Origin of the sequence: Legionella micdadei, assembly GCF_000953635.1 — a bacterium.
Lineage (GTDB): Bacteria > Pseudomonadota > Gammaproteobacteria > Legionellales > Legionellaceae > Tatlockia > Tatlockia micdadei.
The window spans coordinates 2297809-2317487 of the sequence record NZ_LN614830.1; the positions used below are offsets into that span (position 1 = coordinate 2297809).

A 19679-nucleotide genomic window follows, 5' to 3' on the forward strand; every position below is an offset into this window, starting at 1 on the left:
TTCTTAGCTTGACGGCTAGAATGATGCACCAAGATAATTATCATGCATTTAACCGCTTTAATTTAGCCTTAAGGCTCATTACAGGAGGCATCAATAGCATCATAAGGAAAACCATCGTTGCAACTGTTACTGCTTTTTCCCAAAACCAACTATTTATTGCCAATGAATTAAAAAGTTGGTGATAAATCCATGGAAAAAGGATACTCATTGGAAAAATTAGCAGGAATATAATGATACCGTCGGTCATTTTTTCTTTATTCATTGTAATTTCATCTCTAACCAGTTAATAGTGAGTTGGCTGTGGATTTTCCAGTTTTGGCTGGCAACATGTCGATCGTTGGCAAAGACTAGCGTATCTCCTTCAACTCCTTGCGTATTCAAAAAATCCATTTCAGCAATGGTTACTAAATTATCCTTAGCGCCATTAATTATGAGCAATGGAGCATTCGATTCAGCTGGCAAGAGCCCCTGCTTAGCTAGTGATAAGTTGGCAAAATACATGAGATCTGAGTTTTGAAAACGATTAAACCCACATGAGTAAGTTAAAGTATTGTAAGTTGAATCAGGCAACTGTTTAATCCAATCTGGATTAAAGGTGTGATGAACTGGCCCTCCAACATTAACCGCCCCAGCTAACCAAGGTAATTGGATAGCTAATTTTGTAGCCCAGTACCCGCCAAAAGATAACCCATAACATGCGATTTTATCGAAATTAATATCCTTTCTTTCCTTTATTGCATCGAGAACAGCCAAAAACCAATTATCAGATGACGTAGAAATAGGTACGGGACATTCTCCAGTTCCTGGGCCGTCGATAGCGAGGACTGCTATCCCCTTTTCTAACAAAGCATTACCAATCTGGTGGATCTGCATGTCGCTTTTCCAGATATCAATTCCTCCCCAAATAATAACCAAAGGTAGAGACGTTCTTTTAGTTGCCGGTTTGCGCAAGTAAGTTACTACACCTTGATTCTGAAAAGGAATTACCATCTTTTCTATGGGGTACTTAGAAAAAGAGCTCGCTTTCAGATAAGCATTCTTATGCTTTATGTAAGCTTTTTTCATTGTATTATTAAAATAATGAGGAAATCTTGCTAAAAAATACCAAAACGATGCATGCAACCAATCTGTTTCACACTCTTTTGCTTTTTCTGCAAAATTGTCAGCAGCTGATAGGATAACTTGAGACCATTCCTCTGTACCCGGTTTTGTCTTGGCAGCAGTCCGAGTGATTACATCCATTAATTGTTCTCTTGGAATTCCCAAATTGATAAACCCTTCTAGACGAACAGCTAATTCAAATGGAATTTTATTTATCCCATCATCCTTAAAGTACAATTCTTCTTTGCTCATTTTCTCTCTCCAGCTATAATGTTAACCAAAGATGACAATATAACTAAAGGCTCCGATTTATGTCAACCAATGATGACAAAAATATTCTATTGACTAACTTAAAAGGTTTACTACAGGAAAAACTGTGGAAGTTAGAAGAACGACTTGCAAATGAACGCGAAAAATCCTCATATCAACACTTAACTGGTGCTCAGTCACGTATCTTGGCTACATTACGCGGAGAAAATCTCACCATTTCAGAAGTGGGACGTCGTTTAGGTATTAGCCGGCAAGCCGTGCATAAGATTGTTAGCCAATTGGTCAACGAAGGTATCTTGTCCTTAGAACCTATGCCCGAAAATAATCGAGATAAAATAATTGTTTTTACAGAAAAAGGAGTGGTTCTTAAAGAAACAGCTAAAAAAGCATTAAAGAAATTAGACGATGAAGTAAAAGAAAAATTGGGGGATAAGGATTTTGAACTTTTAAAGGAAATTCTTAGCAAACCCTGGTGGTAAAAACAGTCTCATGAAACACAAAATATAAGATTAAATATCAGAAAATTAAAAAATCATCTTAAAATTAAAATCATTAAACTTCATTATTTAGAGACGAATCTTTTTAAGGAAAAATTAAAAGCAAAATTTCTAGCAGCTTACGAGAGACATTTTACTACTGATCAAAACGGAGGCTGCGGTTTTTATTCATTTTTTGCTATGAGCGGTATAACCAAGGATGGTACATCAAAAGAACAAGCCAATCATGCCCAAGAGCATTCTGCAAAATGCACACAGTAACTCCTTAGAGTAGTCAAAATCATCCCAGGCAGCTTTGTAAATAGTTAGCAAGCTTAGTACTCAGGGTGGTTTTTCCTTCACCCATGTTTCCGCTAATGCCAATAATATGTGGGGTTATTTGTCCATTCCTCTCTATAACAACCTTATTTAGAATTCTTTACAATTGAGCTAAAGTAGAAATTGCACGTTGTAGTTGCGGATCATTTTGAGTAAACGCTGTCACACCTCATTAAAAGCTAGCTCAAATTGTTTTTATCATAATTTGCTTTATCCGTGGTTCAGTTTGCTGGCTTGAGAAATTGGAAAGATCTAAATAAAATTCAGGTATAACCACATCTATATCTCCCTGGCCATTTTCTTAAGTTATCCCTTAAAACAACACATGTTTTTAATAAGTTTGTTATGAAAGCATTCCATTGTTTTATTGACTTATGTTAAATTTTTACCTAGATTCATCTTGGATGACCGAACTATGTTATCTTGAGAAACTCAAATCAATGGCTGGACAAAAGTTCAACCGTTGCTAAGCAAAGGATGCTAATGTTTCAATCAGTTTTAATAATTTTCTTAATGACTTTCAGCATAATCACTAATGCAGCCCTTCCTGCTGATTCGATCCAACGCTGTTTAGATATTAGAAGGCTCGCGGATTTTACCACAAGGCAGAAAATGGCCGCCAAAGAGCCCGGTGTATTGCGTTTTAAATTTCATAAAGTTTCAGCATCTGATCTACCGTTAGACAACCCAGTAGGGAATATGGAGGAAATAATTAAGGCATTAAATAATCAGATTAAAAACTGCACTAATCACAAAGGTGAAATTCAGAGTGTGACTATTGCCGGCCATACATTCGAACGCCAAGAATGGTGCCTTAAGACCAACAAAAAAATGCTTGCTCTTGCAAAAGCAGCTCATGGGGATTTTCAAAAATATTTATCAAATATCAAAACCGAATTTGACTGGTATAAAAGTGATGGTTGGCCTGAAAATCATGCCGGATTTAAAAAGGGTGAATTTCAATTTACTGCCTATTACGCCCCAGCCGCTATTGAAGCTCGGACCAAGCGCGACGGAGCCTTTTTGTATCCAATTTATAGTAACCCAGGAGTTGTAAATGTCGCTTCGGAATGCAAAAAATTTCATTTGAAAGCCCCTCTTTGCGGAGTTGATCCGCTTACCAAAATAGTGCGTGGATTTTGTTTGAAAAATGACAATGGCAAATACTCTGTAGCGCCAGACCGAGGCGAAATTGAGCACGGGGTTTTAAATCCAAAATACATAATTGGCTACGTTAGAGATCCAAATGATCCCCCTTTTTTAATGATTCAAGGCTCTGGTTCGTTAATACTTGATGGCAAATTATTTCATCTCAATTACGATAGCACCAACGGCAGGCCACGCACCATGCTTGGGCGGATAATCCAATGCGCACAAGACCCAACTTGCGGGGGTAACCTTGATACAATGGAACAGTGTGCAAAAGATCCGAAATGCCATGATGAAGCAAAGTTACGCTGTAACGTGTCAAAAGAAATTAGACAAAGCTCTGCATCAGAAAAACAAATTCGCCAATACCTAAATCATCCTCTTAACCGTCACAAAGCCGCCGACTTGCGAAATCGCGATCAAAGCTATGTCTTTTTTGCTAAAGAAGAGGACGGTCCTTATGGTTCAGAAAATATTTCTCTAACCCCACATGCTTCATGTGCAACAGATCACAAGGTCATTCCTATCGGAATGAGTTTTATCTACAATTGCAAAAAAACTACTTCATGGTGTGTGGCTCAAGACTCAGGTGGCGCCATTGTGGGAGCTCATGTTGACGTCTATAAAGGTGAGGGGAACCAAGCTGGTGTAGAAGCAAACGAGCTAAATCACCCAGGCTCATTATTTTTGGCATTGCCAAAACGTGAATAAAACTCAAGCAATCGCATTTTAATTACCTTGCTGATAAGTTTAAAAAAATTTCTAAATCGAGGTATCAGAAATTATTTATATAATCAGGGAGTAGATTAATTGGTTAAGCTGGCCAGAAAAGAGTTTAAAATTACGTAGCGAAAGACATCGGACGCGCTTTGAAGATATTATTAGCATACAGGAATGATAGTGCTAAATTATCAATTCGTCTCAACATTAAACTCTATATAGCTTTCACTTCCGTAGTAAATTTTATTTCTGCAAAAATAAAATGGTGTTTGGAATTGAGGTGCTATTATCCCTTCCTTAGGCGTTGGACTCACATAATCCGTTCGACTACCGATAGAAATAATAATTTTATCTCCCTTTTTTAAAAGGGCGGCAGTAGGCATCAAGCTAAAAGAAAGTAATACAGGCACATCCCTTTGCAAGGGCTGATGAATGGACGTATCTAACGCAACCTCACATTTCGACGAATAATGTTCATAAAGACTTCTAGTCGCTGCCCGTATGTGCCCCATTGTTAAAAAAAATGAATTGCCTGCGCTGTCTATTCTATCGACTCTGACAACAATGAAAGAGTCAATTTCATTACAACTAAATTTTAAGTGCACTGTAACCGGACCAGCCACTTTAAATGAATCGCCAACCGTAAATTCGTACCGTAAGGTTTGTGCTGTCATATTATTTAGGTTTTTAATAATATCGGCATTAGGCGGTATGTTTAACCAAGTCTCCTCACTTGTTTCAGGGACAGTTTTTGAGAGTGAATTGGGACAGAAATACCATTTTTCTTTTACTGTATTTTCAGGAGGAAAGGTTGTTGCACCCTCAAACTTTTCTTCCCCATCAACCCAAAAACGTACAGGTAATAGTTTTTCGTATCCGTTATCCAATCCTTTGATTACATAATCAAAGAATGCCGCTGCTTCCAACTGCCATTCCAGGACAGGTAGCTCATATTCAGGATGATTAATAATCAACCATTTTCTATTGTTGGGTGTTGCACTATGCTCGAATAAATCGTAAGCACCAAATTGATGTAAAGCAATATCAGTCCGATTCTGAACCACAACAAAAGGGATATTTATATTTCTTAACTGTTGGTAAGGCCCTTGAGCGACATTTTCCTCTCTTGTATTTAAGTCAAATAGGATGTGCTCATAAAACGGAAGCGCTTCTTTTGCTGCATAATGGTCTTTCAAATGATAATAAATGTAATTGATAAAAGTATGCCCAAGCTTTGAAGTCCAGGAATGATTGATGAAATGGCTTAATAAAGCCCGTTTCCAAGGAGCAATATATCGTTTGATATTTTTTTCAGTAAAATTAGAGCCAGCCCATAAACTCATAAAGCTATTGGCACTTAAACCCGCATAATGAAAGACATGCCGAAAATAATCTGTACAGACTTCATTAGCAAAGAAAGCTTTCAGTGCAGGAGGATTTTTTGCTGCAACATTCACCTGAGACATTCCATAATATGAAGAGCCAAATAATACAATTTGTCCATCACACCAGCTTTGTTCACTCACCCACTGTATGGCATGAAAATGATCATCGACTTCTTCATCACACTGCCAGTACCTTAGCTCACCTTCAGAACGTCCAACACCGCGAGCCGTTAAAACGATGACATTATAGCCACGATTAGTAAAACTAGGCGGGGAGCCAATCTCATTGGTTCCCGTTGGCATACCCACTGTATGCAGGTCGCGGTTATAAGCAGCAAATTGGACGATACTAGGATATTTTCCTTTTTTCTTTGGTGTATAAATGTCGGCTGAAAGTCGGACACCATCCGGCATGGGGACATAGACATCTGAATAAAGAATACAGCCCAGATTCTCATCAGCAAATTTTGTAGGTTTCCAACCAGCATATTGAATACCTAGGTAGCGAGTGTGTAAGGGAATAAGGTTATCAAGCCATTTTGCTTTCATAATCAATTTGTTAGATGAATCAACTTGATAAATTATAGTATAAAGCTTAGCGATCAGGAACTTGTGCTTTAATGAAAAAATTTTCATAAATCTTCATTAAAAATTACAATTTCCAGTTCCAAATTTTGGTTTTTGCTCCTCTAAACCAAATAGCACATTAGTTATAGGATACCGTTCTACAAGCTAATGTCTTGGCTCTATATCCAGTAGATTCATTGGATTTATTCTCCTTAAGAAAGAGTTATTCTATAAAGCCAATTTTTTGCTACCCTTTCCTCTACCCTTAAATTTGCCTATATCTCAAAATAGTAGTATGATGGACTCAGCTAGAAAATGTCTTTTTTTATACTCTCCAAATCGTCGTTTTATATCTATTTAATCCTTCGTACTGTAGTCTTTAATTCTTGACCTCTTCACGCTAATTTCGCCTATTAAGGTATCTTAAATAAAAACTTAAGGATGTATTCATGTCTAAAACAGTAAATGGGGTTGTTAAATGGTTTAACGAAGCTAAAGGATTTGGATTTATCGAGCAAGAATCCGGTCCGGATGTATTTGCCCACTTTAAAGAAATTTTGAGTTCTGGCTTCAAAACCCTTACAGAGGGTCAGCGGGTACAATTCGTCGTAGCGCAAGGCTCAAAAGGTCTTCTAGCACAAAATATAACGGTCGTTTAAATCTAAACTATTTTTGCATTTGCCACTATATCTTCCTATAGATGTAGTGGTTTATCACTTAGTTTAAGATCAACAGAAATTAAAGGAAATATAAAAGCTTTTTCTACTAAATTTGGAAAATAATCGAATATTTATTCAAATTCATCGTTTCTATATTCTGCAACCACTTTAATCTTCATCATCCAGATAGCCAAAATCAAGAATTTTATATTAATAATAATTTCTGATGTTGGTGGCCAAAGAACTATCTTTAAAAGAACATTTTGAATAAAGTCGAGACGTTGTCTTTAAGATATATGAATGATCGAATTGCGCTTCATTAACTTAAACCCATAAAAGAGAATCCTCGCCTGCCCAATTGAGATGGTAAAATAAACACGAAAAAAGATAACAAATAAATTCATTTCTTCACCTTAATCAGCCATTGTTTTTTAAAGTCAGCATGCTTACAATCTGCGCACTCCATGGTGTTGACCAATTTACCCTTTACGAATGAGTTTGCAATTTTAGTTACGAGTAAATAAGGACCAATTTGAAAAATCAATCAGCCACAATAAATAATCAACTCAGTCAAAGAGCAAGGAGTATTCTCTTCTCTGTTCTAACAGTTATTTTATTGATGACTACCTCAAGTGCCAATGCGGGAGTTTATCCTTGGGTTTGGCTAGGCAAGGACGACATCCGGGTTACTGATCACGCAAGGCTTGAAGCTAAATTTCGACTCCATCTAATTGCAAACGCTAAAGAATCCCTTGATATTGCGACCTTTGATCAACGAATGGATCAGCCTATAGGATTACCTCTACTTCAAGCCTTAGAAAGCGCAGCCCAAAGAGGGGTTCAAATCCGTTTTGCGGCTGCTTGGGTTTCAGCGTTGTTAAACGATCCAAGCAGAAAGGCAGAGCAATACTTGAAGGGGATTGCTTCGCGTCACCCAAATTTTAAATTTATTTCAGTAGGCGGCCCGACGATGTGGAAGCAAGGCTGGGGAATTTTAGACGGAATTCATCAAAAAATATTTTTAATCGACAACAAGATAGCTTTAGTGACAGGACGCGGACACGCAGGAGAATACTTAAACTGGCTAGATACTGCTTTCTTTTATAAAGGGGATATTGTTGATCAAACTCGCGATGCCTTTGAGCAAATGTGGCAGACCATCGAAAGAGAAAATGGATTACAAGACCAAGAGGAAGTCTTAGGATTGGCTAATGCTGTAATACCAGAGGAGTCACCCAAGCAGCTTTTTTTATCAGATTGTCCTTCTCTCCAGCTAACCTCCGAAGAAATGCAAGAATTCAATGCGCTAAAACTCTGGGCAGAAGCCCCACCCTCTAACAATCATGATTATCAAGCACGATCCATTTATTACAATTTCCTTGAGCAAATGAGAACAGAGGCCGATCTCCAGGGGCGAACTCCGGGAAGTTTCAGCTACGACGAGAGGGCTAAATTTCTTCAAGATCCTTTTATCGATACAGTGCTTCTGCTTCTTCCTCAAACAAATCGCTTTCAAATGAGCATTCTTGCTACAATTTTAGAAGATCGAGTTGTCGAGACAATTATTAGAGAGCGGCAACGAGGTATGGAAATGGAGCTTATTACTAACGGAAAAAAAGCCCACTCAGTTTTTCCAACAGCTCCAGGCTGGTTTGCGGGAATTCATACACTGGATGATTTATTACAGGTGGGTGTAACCGCTCACGAGGTGAAACAAAAGGGAGCTGAAACTGGAATTTACTTACATCGAAAACTCCTTATTTTGGACGATCATGTGTTCTTTGGATCACATAATTTCACCAAAGCCAGTACGCTAACCACGGACGAGTACAGCATTGAAGTCGCAAGTCAGGATTTTGCTGATAGAATGGAGCAACTTTCACACCACAGCATCGAGGTCAATACTGTACCTTTTGATGCAGATGAGGTACATCGGGAGCGCCTCGCTACACCAGTGCGCCAATGGTTTGCGAGTCTATTTGAAATTCTTTACTTGAAGCCGCCCCAGAAGCGTTAAGTCGAACCATCAAAGCCCTCAAATTCGCAAAAAGCCATATTGATGAAATAAAAAATATCCCTAATTTTTTGTTTTCAATATTATTTTTAAAATTTATCCGTTGAAGTTCAACCGGTTTTTAGCTTCCAAGTTAGTTATTGCTTCCTCTAATTGAAGTAAATATTCTTTGTGCTCCTGTTTTAGTGAGTCGGGGCTCAGGACTATCTCACCTTGAGACTTCACAATAGGTAATCTGGAAAGAGGACTAGATGACAGTGAAGGATTCAGGTAAATGAATTCCCTAATTGAGATTCCATCATAGGTCTCATATTTTTCACCCTCATTAGTACTAACGCAGATTACAACCGGATCGACCATTAGTTGGTGTGAAATAGGACATTGAAATTTTAGAAAGAAAGTTCCAACAGCATCCTTATCAACAAGTCCATCAGCGTACAAGGCTGACTTCTCCTCAAATGATAAATTGCTAAAGCGCAATTCTAAATCATATACTTTATTTTTTATACTAACCAAATTTTCTTTGTAGTTTTCAAGTTGGATTCGCCGACGGCGTTCACCCCAGATTGTAAAGGCTGTGGAACCAGAATTGTATATAGTTTTTCCACTTAGATAGAGAGTCAGAATAAAGCTTAGATAAAAACCTATAATGCCCATCCCATCAGCTCTACTTAATTCTTGACGATCTTTTTCAAGATTAAAGGAAAGCAAATAAGTAGAGAAACTCATAAGTAATGTTAAGCAAAGACTTTCTTTTAAATTTCGAGTATTAGTCTGCATATTTTTATCTTTTCGTGTAATAGTAAAGGACAAAGCAGGGTTTTTCTTATTAAACCCATTTCCTAAAAGGATGAAGTATGTATTGCGGCATGTCTTTTTTCAATAAGCTCTTGCGCAGCCAAAATAATAGGATTTTCTTGTAAATTTTCACCTGGAAAATTGAGCTCACGGAATTCCTTATAGTGATTTAATTCTTGTTCTCGCATGTATAGTTCAAATTCCTTATAGAAGACTTTTCCCTCCTCTGCCCCAAGAATCTCAATAAATTGTTCATATAAACCCGTTTTAGGGTTGCTGTAAAAACAGATATCCATGAATTTTTTCTGATAAATAGTAGAAAATTGATATGGTTGCCCCACAAAATCCGGTATTTGATTAAATAAAATATCTACTCCCTTTGCCATAGATTCATTTCTCGCCTGATATAAAAGCTCGATTACCCTCTGACATTTTTCCTCTGGAATAATAATTGACCGCACCGAGGCAAATTTCTTCTTTTCATCATTCAAAAAAGGTGCCCCCCCAACTCGTGCACCTCGTTCGGCAAGTGAGAGTTTGATACTGCCATCTGGATTTTTTTTTAAAGTAGCGAGAACGCCATGGCCTGAAAATCCCGTTGCTTGAAAAGCCATTTTCCCATTTTCTAAATGCCTTAATATGTCTGAAACGGTAGAATCATATTGGAGCTTATCTAAAGATCCTAATAGTTGCTTAAAGTGTTTAGAATACTCAGGATGTTTTTCCTTAATGAAAGCACTTAAATAACTATTAAGAACACTAACTCCCTCATCGAATAAGCCTGAACCAAATTTCACCTCGGTATTCGGAAATTTAAGAACCTCGTTTAACTTCTCTCCACCAAAGATAAAGTAAAGCCTTCGGCGATTTATATAGTCTCTATAATCAATCTGGTAATTATCAAATAATTGTTTAAGAATTTCGTTAGGAAATGAATGCAAGTATGTGATAGTAATGACGGACTGATTTTTATCGTTTTTGGCCATAACATCTGCTCCTGCTGCCAAAAACAAAATTGTTGCCTCGATATTATGACATTCAACAGCTAATAATAGAGCAGTATTGCCCTTATCATCCCTTGATTCAATTAAATCTGTTTTTACCTCATGATCGGAAGCAACTAAATGTAATATTTCAGCTATTTCATAATTTCGTTTATGCACAATAGCGGTATGCAAGGGAGTTTCCATTTTATTATTTTTTTGCAGCAACAATGTGGGGCCATGAGCATGTATATAATTCAGGGCGCAGCCCATATATCCCTTCGCAAATAACAAGTGCAAAGCGTTATTTCCCTCATTATCTTGAACCTCCAATTTCCCTCCATTTTGGTGAAGGAACTCGACGATCTCATCGGAATTAACTTCTGCGGCCGCTAGCAAAGGAGTTTTTCCTTGTAAATTTTTATCCTCTAATGAAAAAAGACCGCTTTCAACGAGATGCTTAACAAGAGCGGTTTGGCGTTTTTTTATTGCAAAAAACAGTAAGTTATCCCCTTCGCTATCCTTATTATCGATAGGTGCGGAGTCTAGACTAAGAAAATAATCGACTAATTTTATGTCGCCTATACTTACAGCTAACAGCATTGGGGTCATTTCGAATTTATCCGTGGCTGATAGCGAAGCTCCCTGCTCGACTAACCATTGCACCACCTCTAAATCTTTTCGGATTACTGCATCAAACAAAGCTTGGTTTTTTTCCTGTACGGTACAATGGGTAATAAACAATTCAGCAATCTTAAGTTGGGAGGATTCCAGAGCAAGTTGAAATGCTGTTTTACTTTGATTGTTTAATAGATCCGTCCGTATACCCCGCGCTAATAAGTAATTGACGGTGTCAATGTGCCCATTTCGAGCCGCTAGCATTAAGGCATTTTCGCCCTTATCATTGACTGCCATCAGATCGGCATTTTTTTTATCCAAAAACTCAATTACTTCCAATTGTCCATTTTCAGCAGCTAACACAATCGCGTTTTCCCTATGAATGTTCTTTGCATGCAGGTCCCCCCCTTTTTCAAGCAAGTATTGAATAATCGTTAAATTTCCTCTTCGTGCGGCAACCATTAGCGGGGTATTGCCTTGATTATCTGTTACCTCTTGTATTATTTTTTCAGGGAATAATCGAATGAGATCCAGTCTATCGTTGTAAGCAGCAAAATGAATTCCAGACCAACCATCTTTTGTTTTTACGCGCAATAACCCTTCTTTATCCTTCGCAATAGCCATAAGGATTCGTAATGCGTTAATATCACCTAACGCACTTGCTATGATGGCAATTTTACTAAACCCCTCCCTACGAAGACCGGTTGGGGATATACGCGTCATTTTTTCGTATTGCTGGGTAATAACCATATCACATGAAGGACTTATTGTTGATTTTGACTGCAGTAACGACATCGCCTTCGATGAGGAATATAAATAACAACACTCAAGAGGAGTAAATCCATTGTCATTGGTTATTTCACAAATAGGACTATCATAACCTTCCGCTTTTTCCATAAGGATTTTAAGAATTTCAGGCTGATCATAAATGGCAGCAAGATGCATGAGGGTATTACCATTCTCATCGGTAATCAGAAAATTGTCTTCATATATGCCTTGCAGTAATCTTGTGAATTGTTCCAGATTCCCTTGTTTAATTGCAGCTATTAATTCTCTTTCGGACATTGGTCTCTTGCCATCAATCTTTATATAAAGAAAGTATAGTTGGTTTGAAAACTGTACGAAAAATGCCTATAGGACTCCCATTTGACTTACACTATATTGGCGGTTCCTTAATGTTTATGGGCCGCCGCCAACAAAGTTCACAAGGTTCATCGATAACAATTCACCAAGACTTCCAATGAATTTCCTTCAAATAATCAGATTTCGCAGAAAACGGTAAATTATTTGTCGTGGGTATATTTTGTGTTGATCACAGGCAGGGAAAGTATTTTTTTGCTAAATATTAAGATAAGGCAATTACAGTAAAGGCTATAAAAATTAACAAAGAACATCTCTCTACCCATCCTTTCGCGATAATAATAAATAAGGATGCTAAAAATGCTCACGATGTTAATCAGTACTTGGATGAGTTTGCTCAGGCAAATTTATCCTACCAACTTCATCAGGTTAACTCCAAGGACATAGAGCAAACGATCAAGGAAACTGCTCCTAAATATCCTTTTTTAATCGTTGGTGGTGGTGATGGCACGATCCGGACAGCAGCGCATTACTGTGCAGGTAGTAAAATTGTTTTCGGTATCCTTCCCCTAGGTACTCTAAATCATTTTTCAAAAGAATTAAACCTTCCGCAGAATCCCCAGGATATGATTAGCTGTATCGATGAATTTAAAACTATGACCATTGATTTAGCCTCAGTGAATGGAAAGATTTTTATTAATAATTCTTCAGTTGGTATTTATCCGAAATTTGCCAAAATGAGAGATGCATATTCAAAAAAGTATAATAAGTGGATTAGTTATTTCCCTAGTTTGATAGAAGCATTAAAAAAGCATGATGTTTTTGAAGCAAAAATTAAAAGTACTTCTTTAAATTCCTATATTTTAAGCCCATTTTTAATGATTAGTAACAACATTTACTGCTTTGAATTTCCCTTAACCTTCAAAAGAGAAGAGTTAACTAGAGGTTTGCTGGGGCTGTACTACATACAACACGGTAAAATTGGACTACAAAGATTAATTAATATCCTCTTTGGAAAAGAAACTAATTTCATCTTTAAAGAGATTAACGATTCATTAGAAATTGATTTCCCTAAGCGGAGTAGAATTAGGGTTTCTTTAGATGGTGATTGGGAGGAGATGAAGCCGCCCCTTTACTATCAAAATTTGCCTCAATCCCTCAGGATACTGGTGAAGCCATGATGCGTATTGTTCATATATCAGATCTTCATTTTGGTCTACATGTGGATGCCATTATTGAGCCTTTCCTTGAGCATTTAAAGAGAATAAGACCGGATTTAATTATCATTTCTGGCGATCTCACCCACCGGGCTCGAACAAAACAGTATTTTTTATTCCAAAATTTTTTGCAGCAATTACCTACGCCTGTTTTGATGGTTCCTGGCAATCACGACATTCCATTATACAATTTTATAGCAAGATTTTTATCGCCTTTTAAAAAATACAAGAAATATGTCTCAAAAGAGCTATTTTCCCATTTTGAAAATGAAGAAATAAACATATTAGGTGTAAACAGTGCGACACCTTATCGAATAAAAAATGGGGAATTTAGTCATGAAGTGATTCATCGGATTCAGACTCATTTCTCAACCAAGCATCAACGATTAAACATTCTTTTTTTTCACCATAATTTGTATCAATTTTCAGGCATGCATCATCCGTTAAATAATGCGGAGCATTTTATTCAGTACTTGCAGCAAAGCCCCATTCATTTAGTTTGCACCGGACACCTACATTATGCCAATGTTAAAAACATTACCCAAGAAAATAAGATCAACTGCGTTATTTTACACGCAGGAAGCCTATTAAGCCCACGCAGAAAAGATAACCACAACAGTTTTTATGTCATTCAGACAGACCAGCTTCATTGTCGGATTGAATTACAGGTATATCATGAAAATGCATTTTTAACAGAAAGCGCCTATAGTTATTTGTTTGAATAGACACCTTTATCTTTAGTTGAAATCACTAAAGTTTTAATAAGTCTTAGTTACCGATAATCTTTTGAATAATCTCAATTTATTGATTTATCACTCGCCTTAGCTTATTGTCTAATTCCTGTTATGAATTGCGAGATTCGATTTGATTCGAGCCTCACTGAAACCTAGTTGAATTTAGTACGTTAGGAGATTGTTGAATGAATGGATTAAGAAAAATCATTTTATGCACCCTACCTTTATCAGCACTATATTCCCACCTCAGTTGGGCCGTTGACGTATCCTGTCAAAATTTGGCACTCGGGAATGTAACTTGTGATTTTTCGGGTAGCGGTGATGACTTAACCGATCAACTCAATAAAGTTATAAACAAATACAATGGCAATCTCACCCTGAATATTAAACAAGGCCAATATCTATTAAAACCGCTTACTATCAAGAAAATGTCCCAAATTAATCTTCATTTAGATGCAAATGTGACCCTAATTGCTCCTGAAAGAGGGGATACTAGCTGGAGCGATAATGAAGGGTTAATTAATTTAGTGAATGTTTCCAATTTTCTGTTAAGTGGCACAGACCCAAATACAAGTATTATCGATGGCCAAGGTGGAAGTTGGTGGAATAAGGCTTCCTCTAATAGCCGTCCATTTCTTGTGCACATCAATCACATTAATGGCTTGGAAATGAGTAATATTCAGCTCCATAATTCGCCACGGTTTCATGTCATGATAAGGGGCGGGCAAAATATAAACATTCATGATATGACTATTAATTCACCAGAAAATTCACCTAACACCGATGGTATTAATGTAGGCTCAATCAATCAAATGAAAATAAACAATGTAAATATCCATAACGGAGATGACGGCATAGCAATAAATGCAGTTAATGAACCGTCTACCAACATTCAAATCAGTAATGTTGATTTATGGTATGGCCATGGAATTTCCATTGGCAGCGGTGTAAAACAAGTGGTCTCCAATATAGAGGTAACTAATGTTCACTTTCACTCCTCCGAAAATGGGTTACGGATTAAGACAGCTTGCGATAAAAAAGACTGCTCTGACACTAAAAAAGGAATAGTTAGTTACGTGCATTATTCTGACATCCATATGGACAATGTTCATCGCCCAATCTTCTATGATTTAAGCTATAGCGATAATGGGAGAACTTCCTATGTAGCAATACAAAATATAAGCTACCAAAACATTACTGCTGAAAACTCAAGAGGCCCCGCGCAACTATTTTGCGGCAAGTACAATAAATGCAATCCGATTACATTTGATTCAGTATATGTTGATACCGGACTACAATGCCAAGGGGTAAATGGAGGTAAAGTAGGAAAAACCGTCAATTGTCTACAATAAATTTTTATTGAATCATTGAAATCCGGGCTGGGTCTACAAACCCAAACCCGGCCACTCCCAATTGCCTTATTAGATAATACTTATTTAGCAAAAAGCTTATGCTTAAATAATAGAGTGTATTATGTTAGATGATCTGTGCTAACACCCCGTTAGTAAAGGATGCTAGCCTGGCTATTCTTCTTTAGAACCCACTTTAAATACTCCTTCAGCAGGAAATATGATGCATTCTGTACTTTTCTATTTGGACAGAAAGTAAAAATTTTGCTACTTTTGTCAATTTTTTTTAATAAATAGCCATAGGAAACAAGAGATACATTGGCAGTTTCGCTTGTAACTTATTCATTTTAAAGCCAGACGTAGCAACAAAACGCAGGCATAAGCATTTTTCGGTAAAAAGTAAAGATATGAAAAACAAATACGAAAATCCAAATACAGAAAATACAGCTCAAGAAAAGGCCACCATTACTATACAAAAGCATTGCCGTGGATTCCTAGTAAGAAAAAGATACGCCATCCACCCTTTAGAAGCGCGATATCAAACGAATCATCCTACTTTTGTTGTGGGTAATGATCCTGGTATGCCATTGAGCTTAAATAAATTTCAAGAATCGGAGGGAAAAATTGCTCTTATTGCCACATCAGGGTTAAGAGCGGTTTCATTGGCATGTATGTTAGGCAACGCAATCCATACACCCAAAATCATTTTAATTGACAATAGCTCCCTAGTTTACAATTTTTGGTATGCCTTGAGGGCATTTATGGAGGATGACAAGAAAGCTGGGACACGTAAGGTATTTTTTCAACATTTACCCGCCTTCCTTGAACGGTATAAACACTTATACGTAAGAGTCGTTGATGACGAATTATCCAGAAACAATTCGCGTGGTGTTCATTATCTCAATCAAAATATCATTGTGCATTTTAATTCGTTATTTGAATTATTTGGTTATGATTATGTACGAGCCGTGATTCAACATACTTCGCTAATCAAGCAATCTTGGGCCGATGCAACAACCTTTGTCAAAGTAAAGAATATTCTCGATTATCTTGAGGTAAAAAACGTGTACATGTACCCATCCAATATCGTGGCAACGGTTATTGATACAACTGTACAAAATAGAATTTTAGAAAATATCAAAACTGTTATGCCGGCGTTGTCAATACATACTGATTATTGCCAGATACATGGCCAGCCAGAAAAAATCTATATTTTTAGAAACCAAACACCAGAACATGTTAAAAAAAACATTTTTGCTTACAAATATGCTGAGCAGTGTTATAAAGATAAGCTCCAAGAAAATGACTCTGAGAAACAAAGGGCACAAGGCTTTCCTGAAGAGACGAGTAAGAATAGTCAGGAGCATTCACCCCTGAATACGTTCTAATGAACACCTGAAAAGAAAACGTAAAAAAACTACCTTTGACATAAGAGTTGCAACCAAAGTACAAAAAGTGCGATACGAAAGGCATTCATTCAAAAACCGTAAACTCCTAGCCAAATGCCTTCGCAGGTTCTTATTGAAAAAGGGCATTTTTCCATTTAGAATGGCCAAAATGTGTAATTTTTGGCGAATTGGTCGATTTTTTGGTTTGATACCTAGCCAATAGCCGAATGGGGGTTTTTGTTTTGGTACTTTCTCTCATCAATCTTAGTCAATATAAAACACGCCTTAAAGAAGCAAGTTCTTATTTCCAAGATGCCGCTCTCATGGAAATACCCAGTGATGCTGTATTCGTTACCTATGCTAATCAGGTTAAGCCACATGGGATTCGTCTCTTATCTAAAAGTTCATTAGAAGCATCATTACGACAAAATGCCGAGGCCCGTACCATAGTTCGAGAGGGGAATCACGATAACTCTGGTATAATGGTGGCCATGCGGCTTGCAGAAGATTTACCTCCGAGAGAGAAGCTTATTAAAGAGGCCTTGGAAAAATTGATTCGCCGTGGCTTAAATATCCAGCAAATTATTTCCATGGAGAGAATCGCATTTTTTACTATCCTACTCCAGCCTGATAATTTTCCTCTCCTAAACCAAATGTTTGAAATTGATTCACCTGTTGCTGACATAGCTAATCTCATTTTTTGCCTAATGCTCCAGGGTGGATATCCTCCATTTTCGCTAGCTAATTTTGCGATGATAATGTTCCAAAAACAGACAGCCATCGTTGAAGAAAATAGGCAAAAATTACTGCAAAAGGATGGTTCACCCTTGAGTGAGAATCAAATTATTTGCCCGTATACCAGGGAAACGATTAATGTTGATTTTTCGCAAAAAAACCAAAAATATGCACCTGATTTTATTGCTGTGTTTATTGCCCTATCTAAATTGGCAAAGGCAGATGAACCATCCATAGACAATTTTTTAGATTCCCAACCGCGAAACTATTTGGCCAATGCGAATCAAAAATTATTGGACTATTTAAGAAAACCAGCGAAATTTGGTTTCAGCAAAGAGCAACATCAATTCCTGCAAGAAATAGGTACCGCAGAGGCCGCAAAACAATTACGCTTTCACGAAAAGCTCGAGCCGGCCTACAAAGACCTATGGGTTGAAGATGACACAGTCGAAGGTAACGTGTTAAGGCTCTTGATCGATTACAGCAAGAAAAATTGGTGCTTACCTTCTCTCGGTTTATTTTTCACCGGTCATTGGAATCGTCATCACCACAGCATAGTGAATGAGGCAATTGAATCACTCCAACAGGGTGATAGGACTTTGAAGCAGATTTTAGATAACTTGGAAAAGAAAGCTAAAACGCATCCAAATTTTAATGCTGAAGGCTCTCTGATGTGCCGTTTAGATTATATTAGGGCCAAAACTGACAACCTAAAAGAAATCCCCAAATTTGTAAACCCAGGCTCTCGACTAGGAACCAATCCTATTTATCTCCCTGATTTTGTGTAAAGTAAAGCTTTTTCCGCAGAAAGCAGTGTTTGTTAGACCTAAATTGTAAACAAGCGCTTGTCTGAAGATTAAGAATTTGGCGTTTGTCCCTGGTTAATCCATTCTACAAAACGCTTTGCTTGATTCGCCCATAATTCTGGGTAAAGGAGAGTGAAATGACCATGCGAGTCAGCTGTACCTTTTTGCAGGATCCATTGACCCTGTTTTACTTTTTTAATTAATCCAGGCATGCGATAAAATTCAGGTGAATCCAAAGCATCATCCGTGAAATCCAGAGCAAATACTTTGGTTTTTATGGTCGATAAATGGGGCTCTGGATTATAGTCTCTTGATGCTTCCATAACATAAATAATGTCATTTGCATCTTGTTTTGTACTCCCGATCATCGCTGAGCGGGCGTAATTGACAGCCTGTTCCGCATTCGAAATGATATGTTGCATATGCGGTACTCCATCCACCATCATCGCTACAAAAGGCCACACTGCTTTGACTCCATAGGGAGCGGTTTTATAATTTCCGTTTTGCCAAGAAGGATCCTTTTTTATACTTTCCACCACGATTTTTCGCCACAGTAAATTTCGTCCGTCAACTGCTTTAGGAAGACAGACAATCGCCATGACTCCATCCATTAATTGCGGATATAATTCACTCCACATCCAACTGTGCATACCCCCCATTGAGGTTCCCACAATCATTTTTAGATGCGATATTTTTAAATGTTGCGTAATTAACCGATGTTGTAATTGCACCATGTCCTGATAACTATAATTTGGAAATTTCATCCGCAAGCCGTCACTCGGTTTGCTTGATTTCCCTTGGCCAATATTATCAGGAAAAATTAGAAAATAGTGCTGTGCGTCAAAAGGCTGGCCTGGAGCCAAGAGTGTTTTCTCGAAGCGTTTAAACATTTCACTGCCGCTTCCACCCGTCCAATGCAAGAATAACACTGCATTTTCAATTTCCCCTTGCTTGTTTCTTTTTGCACTCCCCGCAGTAATATAATGAATTTTCAGATTATTTAAACTTTGACCGTTTTTAAATGAGTACTGAGGTATAATATAATTATCTTCCTTAATATTTTGTATTTCTTGCGTAACATTTGCAGCTCCGTGGATAGTTGTTCCATAAGCTTGCTGTAATTGAAATACAAGTACAGAGCAAAAAATAAGATTAATCATTTTCATTAAAATTCATCCTTGTGCAATGGTTAGCATTAGTGTCTACAGGCAGAAGCCTATTACACTGAGTGGCAAATCTATTTTGGCGTAGTGTTGTCTTTCCCTCTTCTCAATGCAGTAGATAGATTACT

Annotated in this window: 15 protein-coding genes; 9 read left to right on the top strand and 6 right to left on the bottom strand. The window is 37.4% G+C overall.

Going from position 1 to position 19679, the window contains the following annotated elements:
* Positions 1–40: 40 nt before the first annotated feature.
* The gene (locus tag LMI_RS10265; RefSeq protein WP_045099718.1) at positions 41–262 is read right to left on the bottom strand and encodes a hypothetical protein; all 222 of its coding nucleotides are present in this window, start codon (positions 260–262) and stop codon (positions 41–43) included.
* Positions 259–1353 carry an alpha/beta fold hydrolase gene (locus LMI_RS10270; protein ID WP_045099719.1) on the bottom strand — a complete coding sequence of 365 codons (1095 nt, stop codon included), beginning with the start codon at positions 1351–1353 and terminating at the stop codon, positions 259–261. The genes LMI_RS10265 and LMI_RS10270 overlap by 4 nt, the downstream gene beginning before the upstream one ends.
* A 59-nt stretch (positions 1354–1412) precedes the next feature.
* On the opposite strand from LMI_RS10270, the gene LMI_RS10275 reads away from it, so the two are divergent.
* Both LMI_RS10275 and LMI_RS10280 read left to right on the top strand, forming a co-directional pair.
* Positions 1413–1850 (top strand): MarR family winged helix-turn-helix transcriptional regulator, encoded by a 438-nt coding sequence (locus LMI_RS10275; RefSeq protein WP_045099720.1) that lies wholly within the window; start codon positions 1413–1415, stop codon positions 1848–1850.
* 819 nt (positions 1851–2669) lie between these two features.
* Positions 2670–4046, top strand: coding sequence for an MltA domain-containing protein (locus tag LMI_RS10280; RefSeq protein WP_045099721.1), 1377 nt, complete (start codon positions 2670–2672; stop codon positions 4044–4046).
* 200 nt (positions 4047–4246) lie between these two features.
* Here LMI_RS10280 and LMI_RS10285 read toward each other — a convergent pair whose 3' ends face one another.
* Positions 4247–6076 carry a CocE/NonD family hydrolase gene (locus LMI_RS10285; protein ID WP_231852141.1) on the bottom strand — a complete coding sequence of 610 codons (1830 nt, stop codon included), beginning with the start codon at positions 6074–6076 and terminating at the stop codon, positions 4247–4249.
* A gap of 380 nt (positions 6077–6456) precedes the next feature.
* Here LMI_RS10285 and LMI_RS10290 point away from each other — a divergent pair, with 380 nt between their 5' ends.
* Positions 6457–6666, top strand: a complete 210-nt coding sequence (locus LMI_RS10290; RefSeq protein ID WP_045099722.1) for a cold-shock protein — start codon at positions 6457–6459, stop codon at positions 6664–6666.
* 532 nt (positions 6667–7198) lie between these two features.
* Positions 7199–8683, top strand: coding sequence for a phospholipase D-like domain-containing protein (locus tag LMI_RS10295; protein ID WP_143001007.1), 1485 nt, complete (start codon positions 7199–7201; stop codon positions 8681–8683).
* Positions 8684–8776: 93 nt separating this feature from the next.
* Here LMI_RS10295 and LMI_RS10300 read toward each other — a convergent pair whose 3' ends face one another.
* Both LMI_RS10300 and LMI_RS10305 read right to left on the bottom strand, forming a co-directional pair.
* Entirely contained in the window at positions 8777–9460 is a 684-nt protein-coding gene (locus LMI_RS10300) for an RING finger protein (protein ID WP_045099724.1), read from the bottom strand.
* A 62-nt stretch (positions 9461–9522) separates the two neighbouring features.
* Complete coding sequence (locus LMI_RS10305) at positions 9523–12144, bottom strand: ankyrin repeat domain-containing protein (RefSeq protein WP_045099725.1); 2622 nt, start codon at positions 12142–12144, stop codon at positions 9523–9525.
* Between the two features lie 356 nt (positions 12145–12500).
* Between LMI_RS10305 and LMI_RS10310 the strand changes: the two genes are divergently transcribed.
* From LMI_RS10310 to LMI_RS10330, 5 genes are all read left to right on the top strand, one after another.
* Positions 12501–13340, top strand: a complete 840-nt coding sequence (locus LMI_RS10310; protein ID WP_256324295.1) for a diacylglycerol/lipid kinase family protein — start codon at positions 12501–12503, stop codon at positions 13338–13340.
* Positions 13337–14101: a metallophosphoesterase family protein gene (locus tag LMI_RS10315; protein ID WP_231852143.1), complete on the top strand. Its 765-nt coding sequence runs from the start codon at positions 13337–13339 to the stop codon at positions 14099–14101. The genes LMI_RS10310 and LMI_RS10315 overlap by 4 nt, the downstream gene beginning before the upstream one ends.
* 194 nt (positions 14102–14295) lie before the next feature.
* Entirely contained in the window at positions 14296–15462 is a 1167-nt protein-coding gene (locus tag LMI_RS10320; protein ID WP_045099727.1) for a glycoside hydrolase family 28 protein, read from the top strand.
* Positions 15463–15866: 404 nt separating this feature from the next.
* Complete coding sequence (locus tag LMI_RS10325) at positions 15867–16847, top strand: IQ calmodulin-binding motif-containing protein (protein ID WP_045099728.1); 981 nt, start codon at positions 15867–15869, stop codon at positions 16845–16847.
* 242 nt (positions 16848–17089) lie between these two features.
* On the top strand, positions 17090–18370 hold the full coding sequence (locus LMI_RS10330; RefSeq protein WP_144405779.1) for a DUF5617 domain-containing protein: 1281 nt from the start codon (positions 17090–17092) through the stop codon (positions 18368–18370).
* A 68-nt stretch (positions 18371–18438) separates the two neighbouring features.
* On the opposite strand, the gene LMI_RS10335 is transcribed toward LMI_RS10330, so the two are convergent.
* Complete coding sequence (locus tag LMI_RS10335; RefSeq protein ID WP_045099730.1) at positions 18439–19554, bottom strand: alpha/beta fold hydrolase; 1116 nt, start codon at positions 19552–19554, stop codon at positions 18439–18441.
* Positions 19555–19679 lie beyond the last annotated feature (125 nt).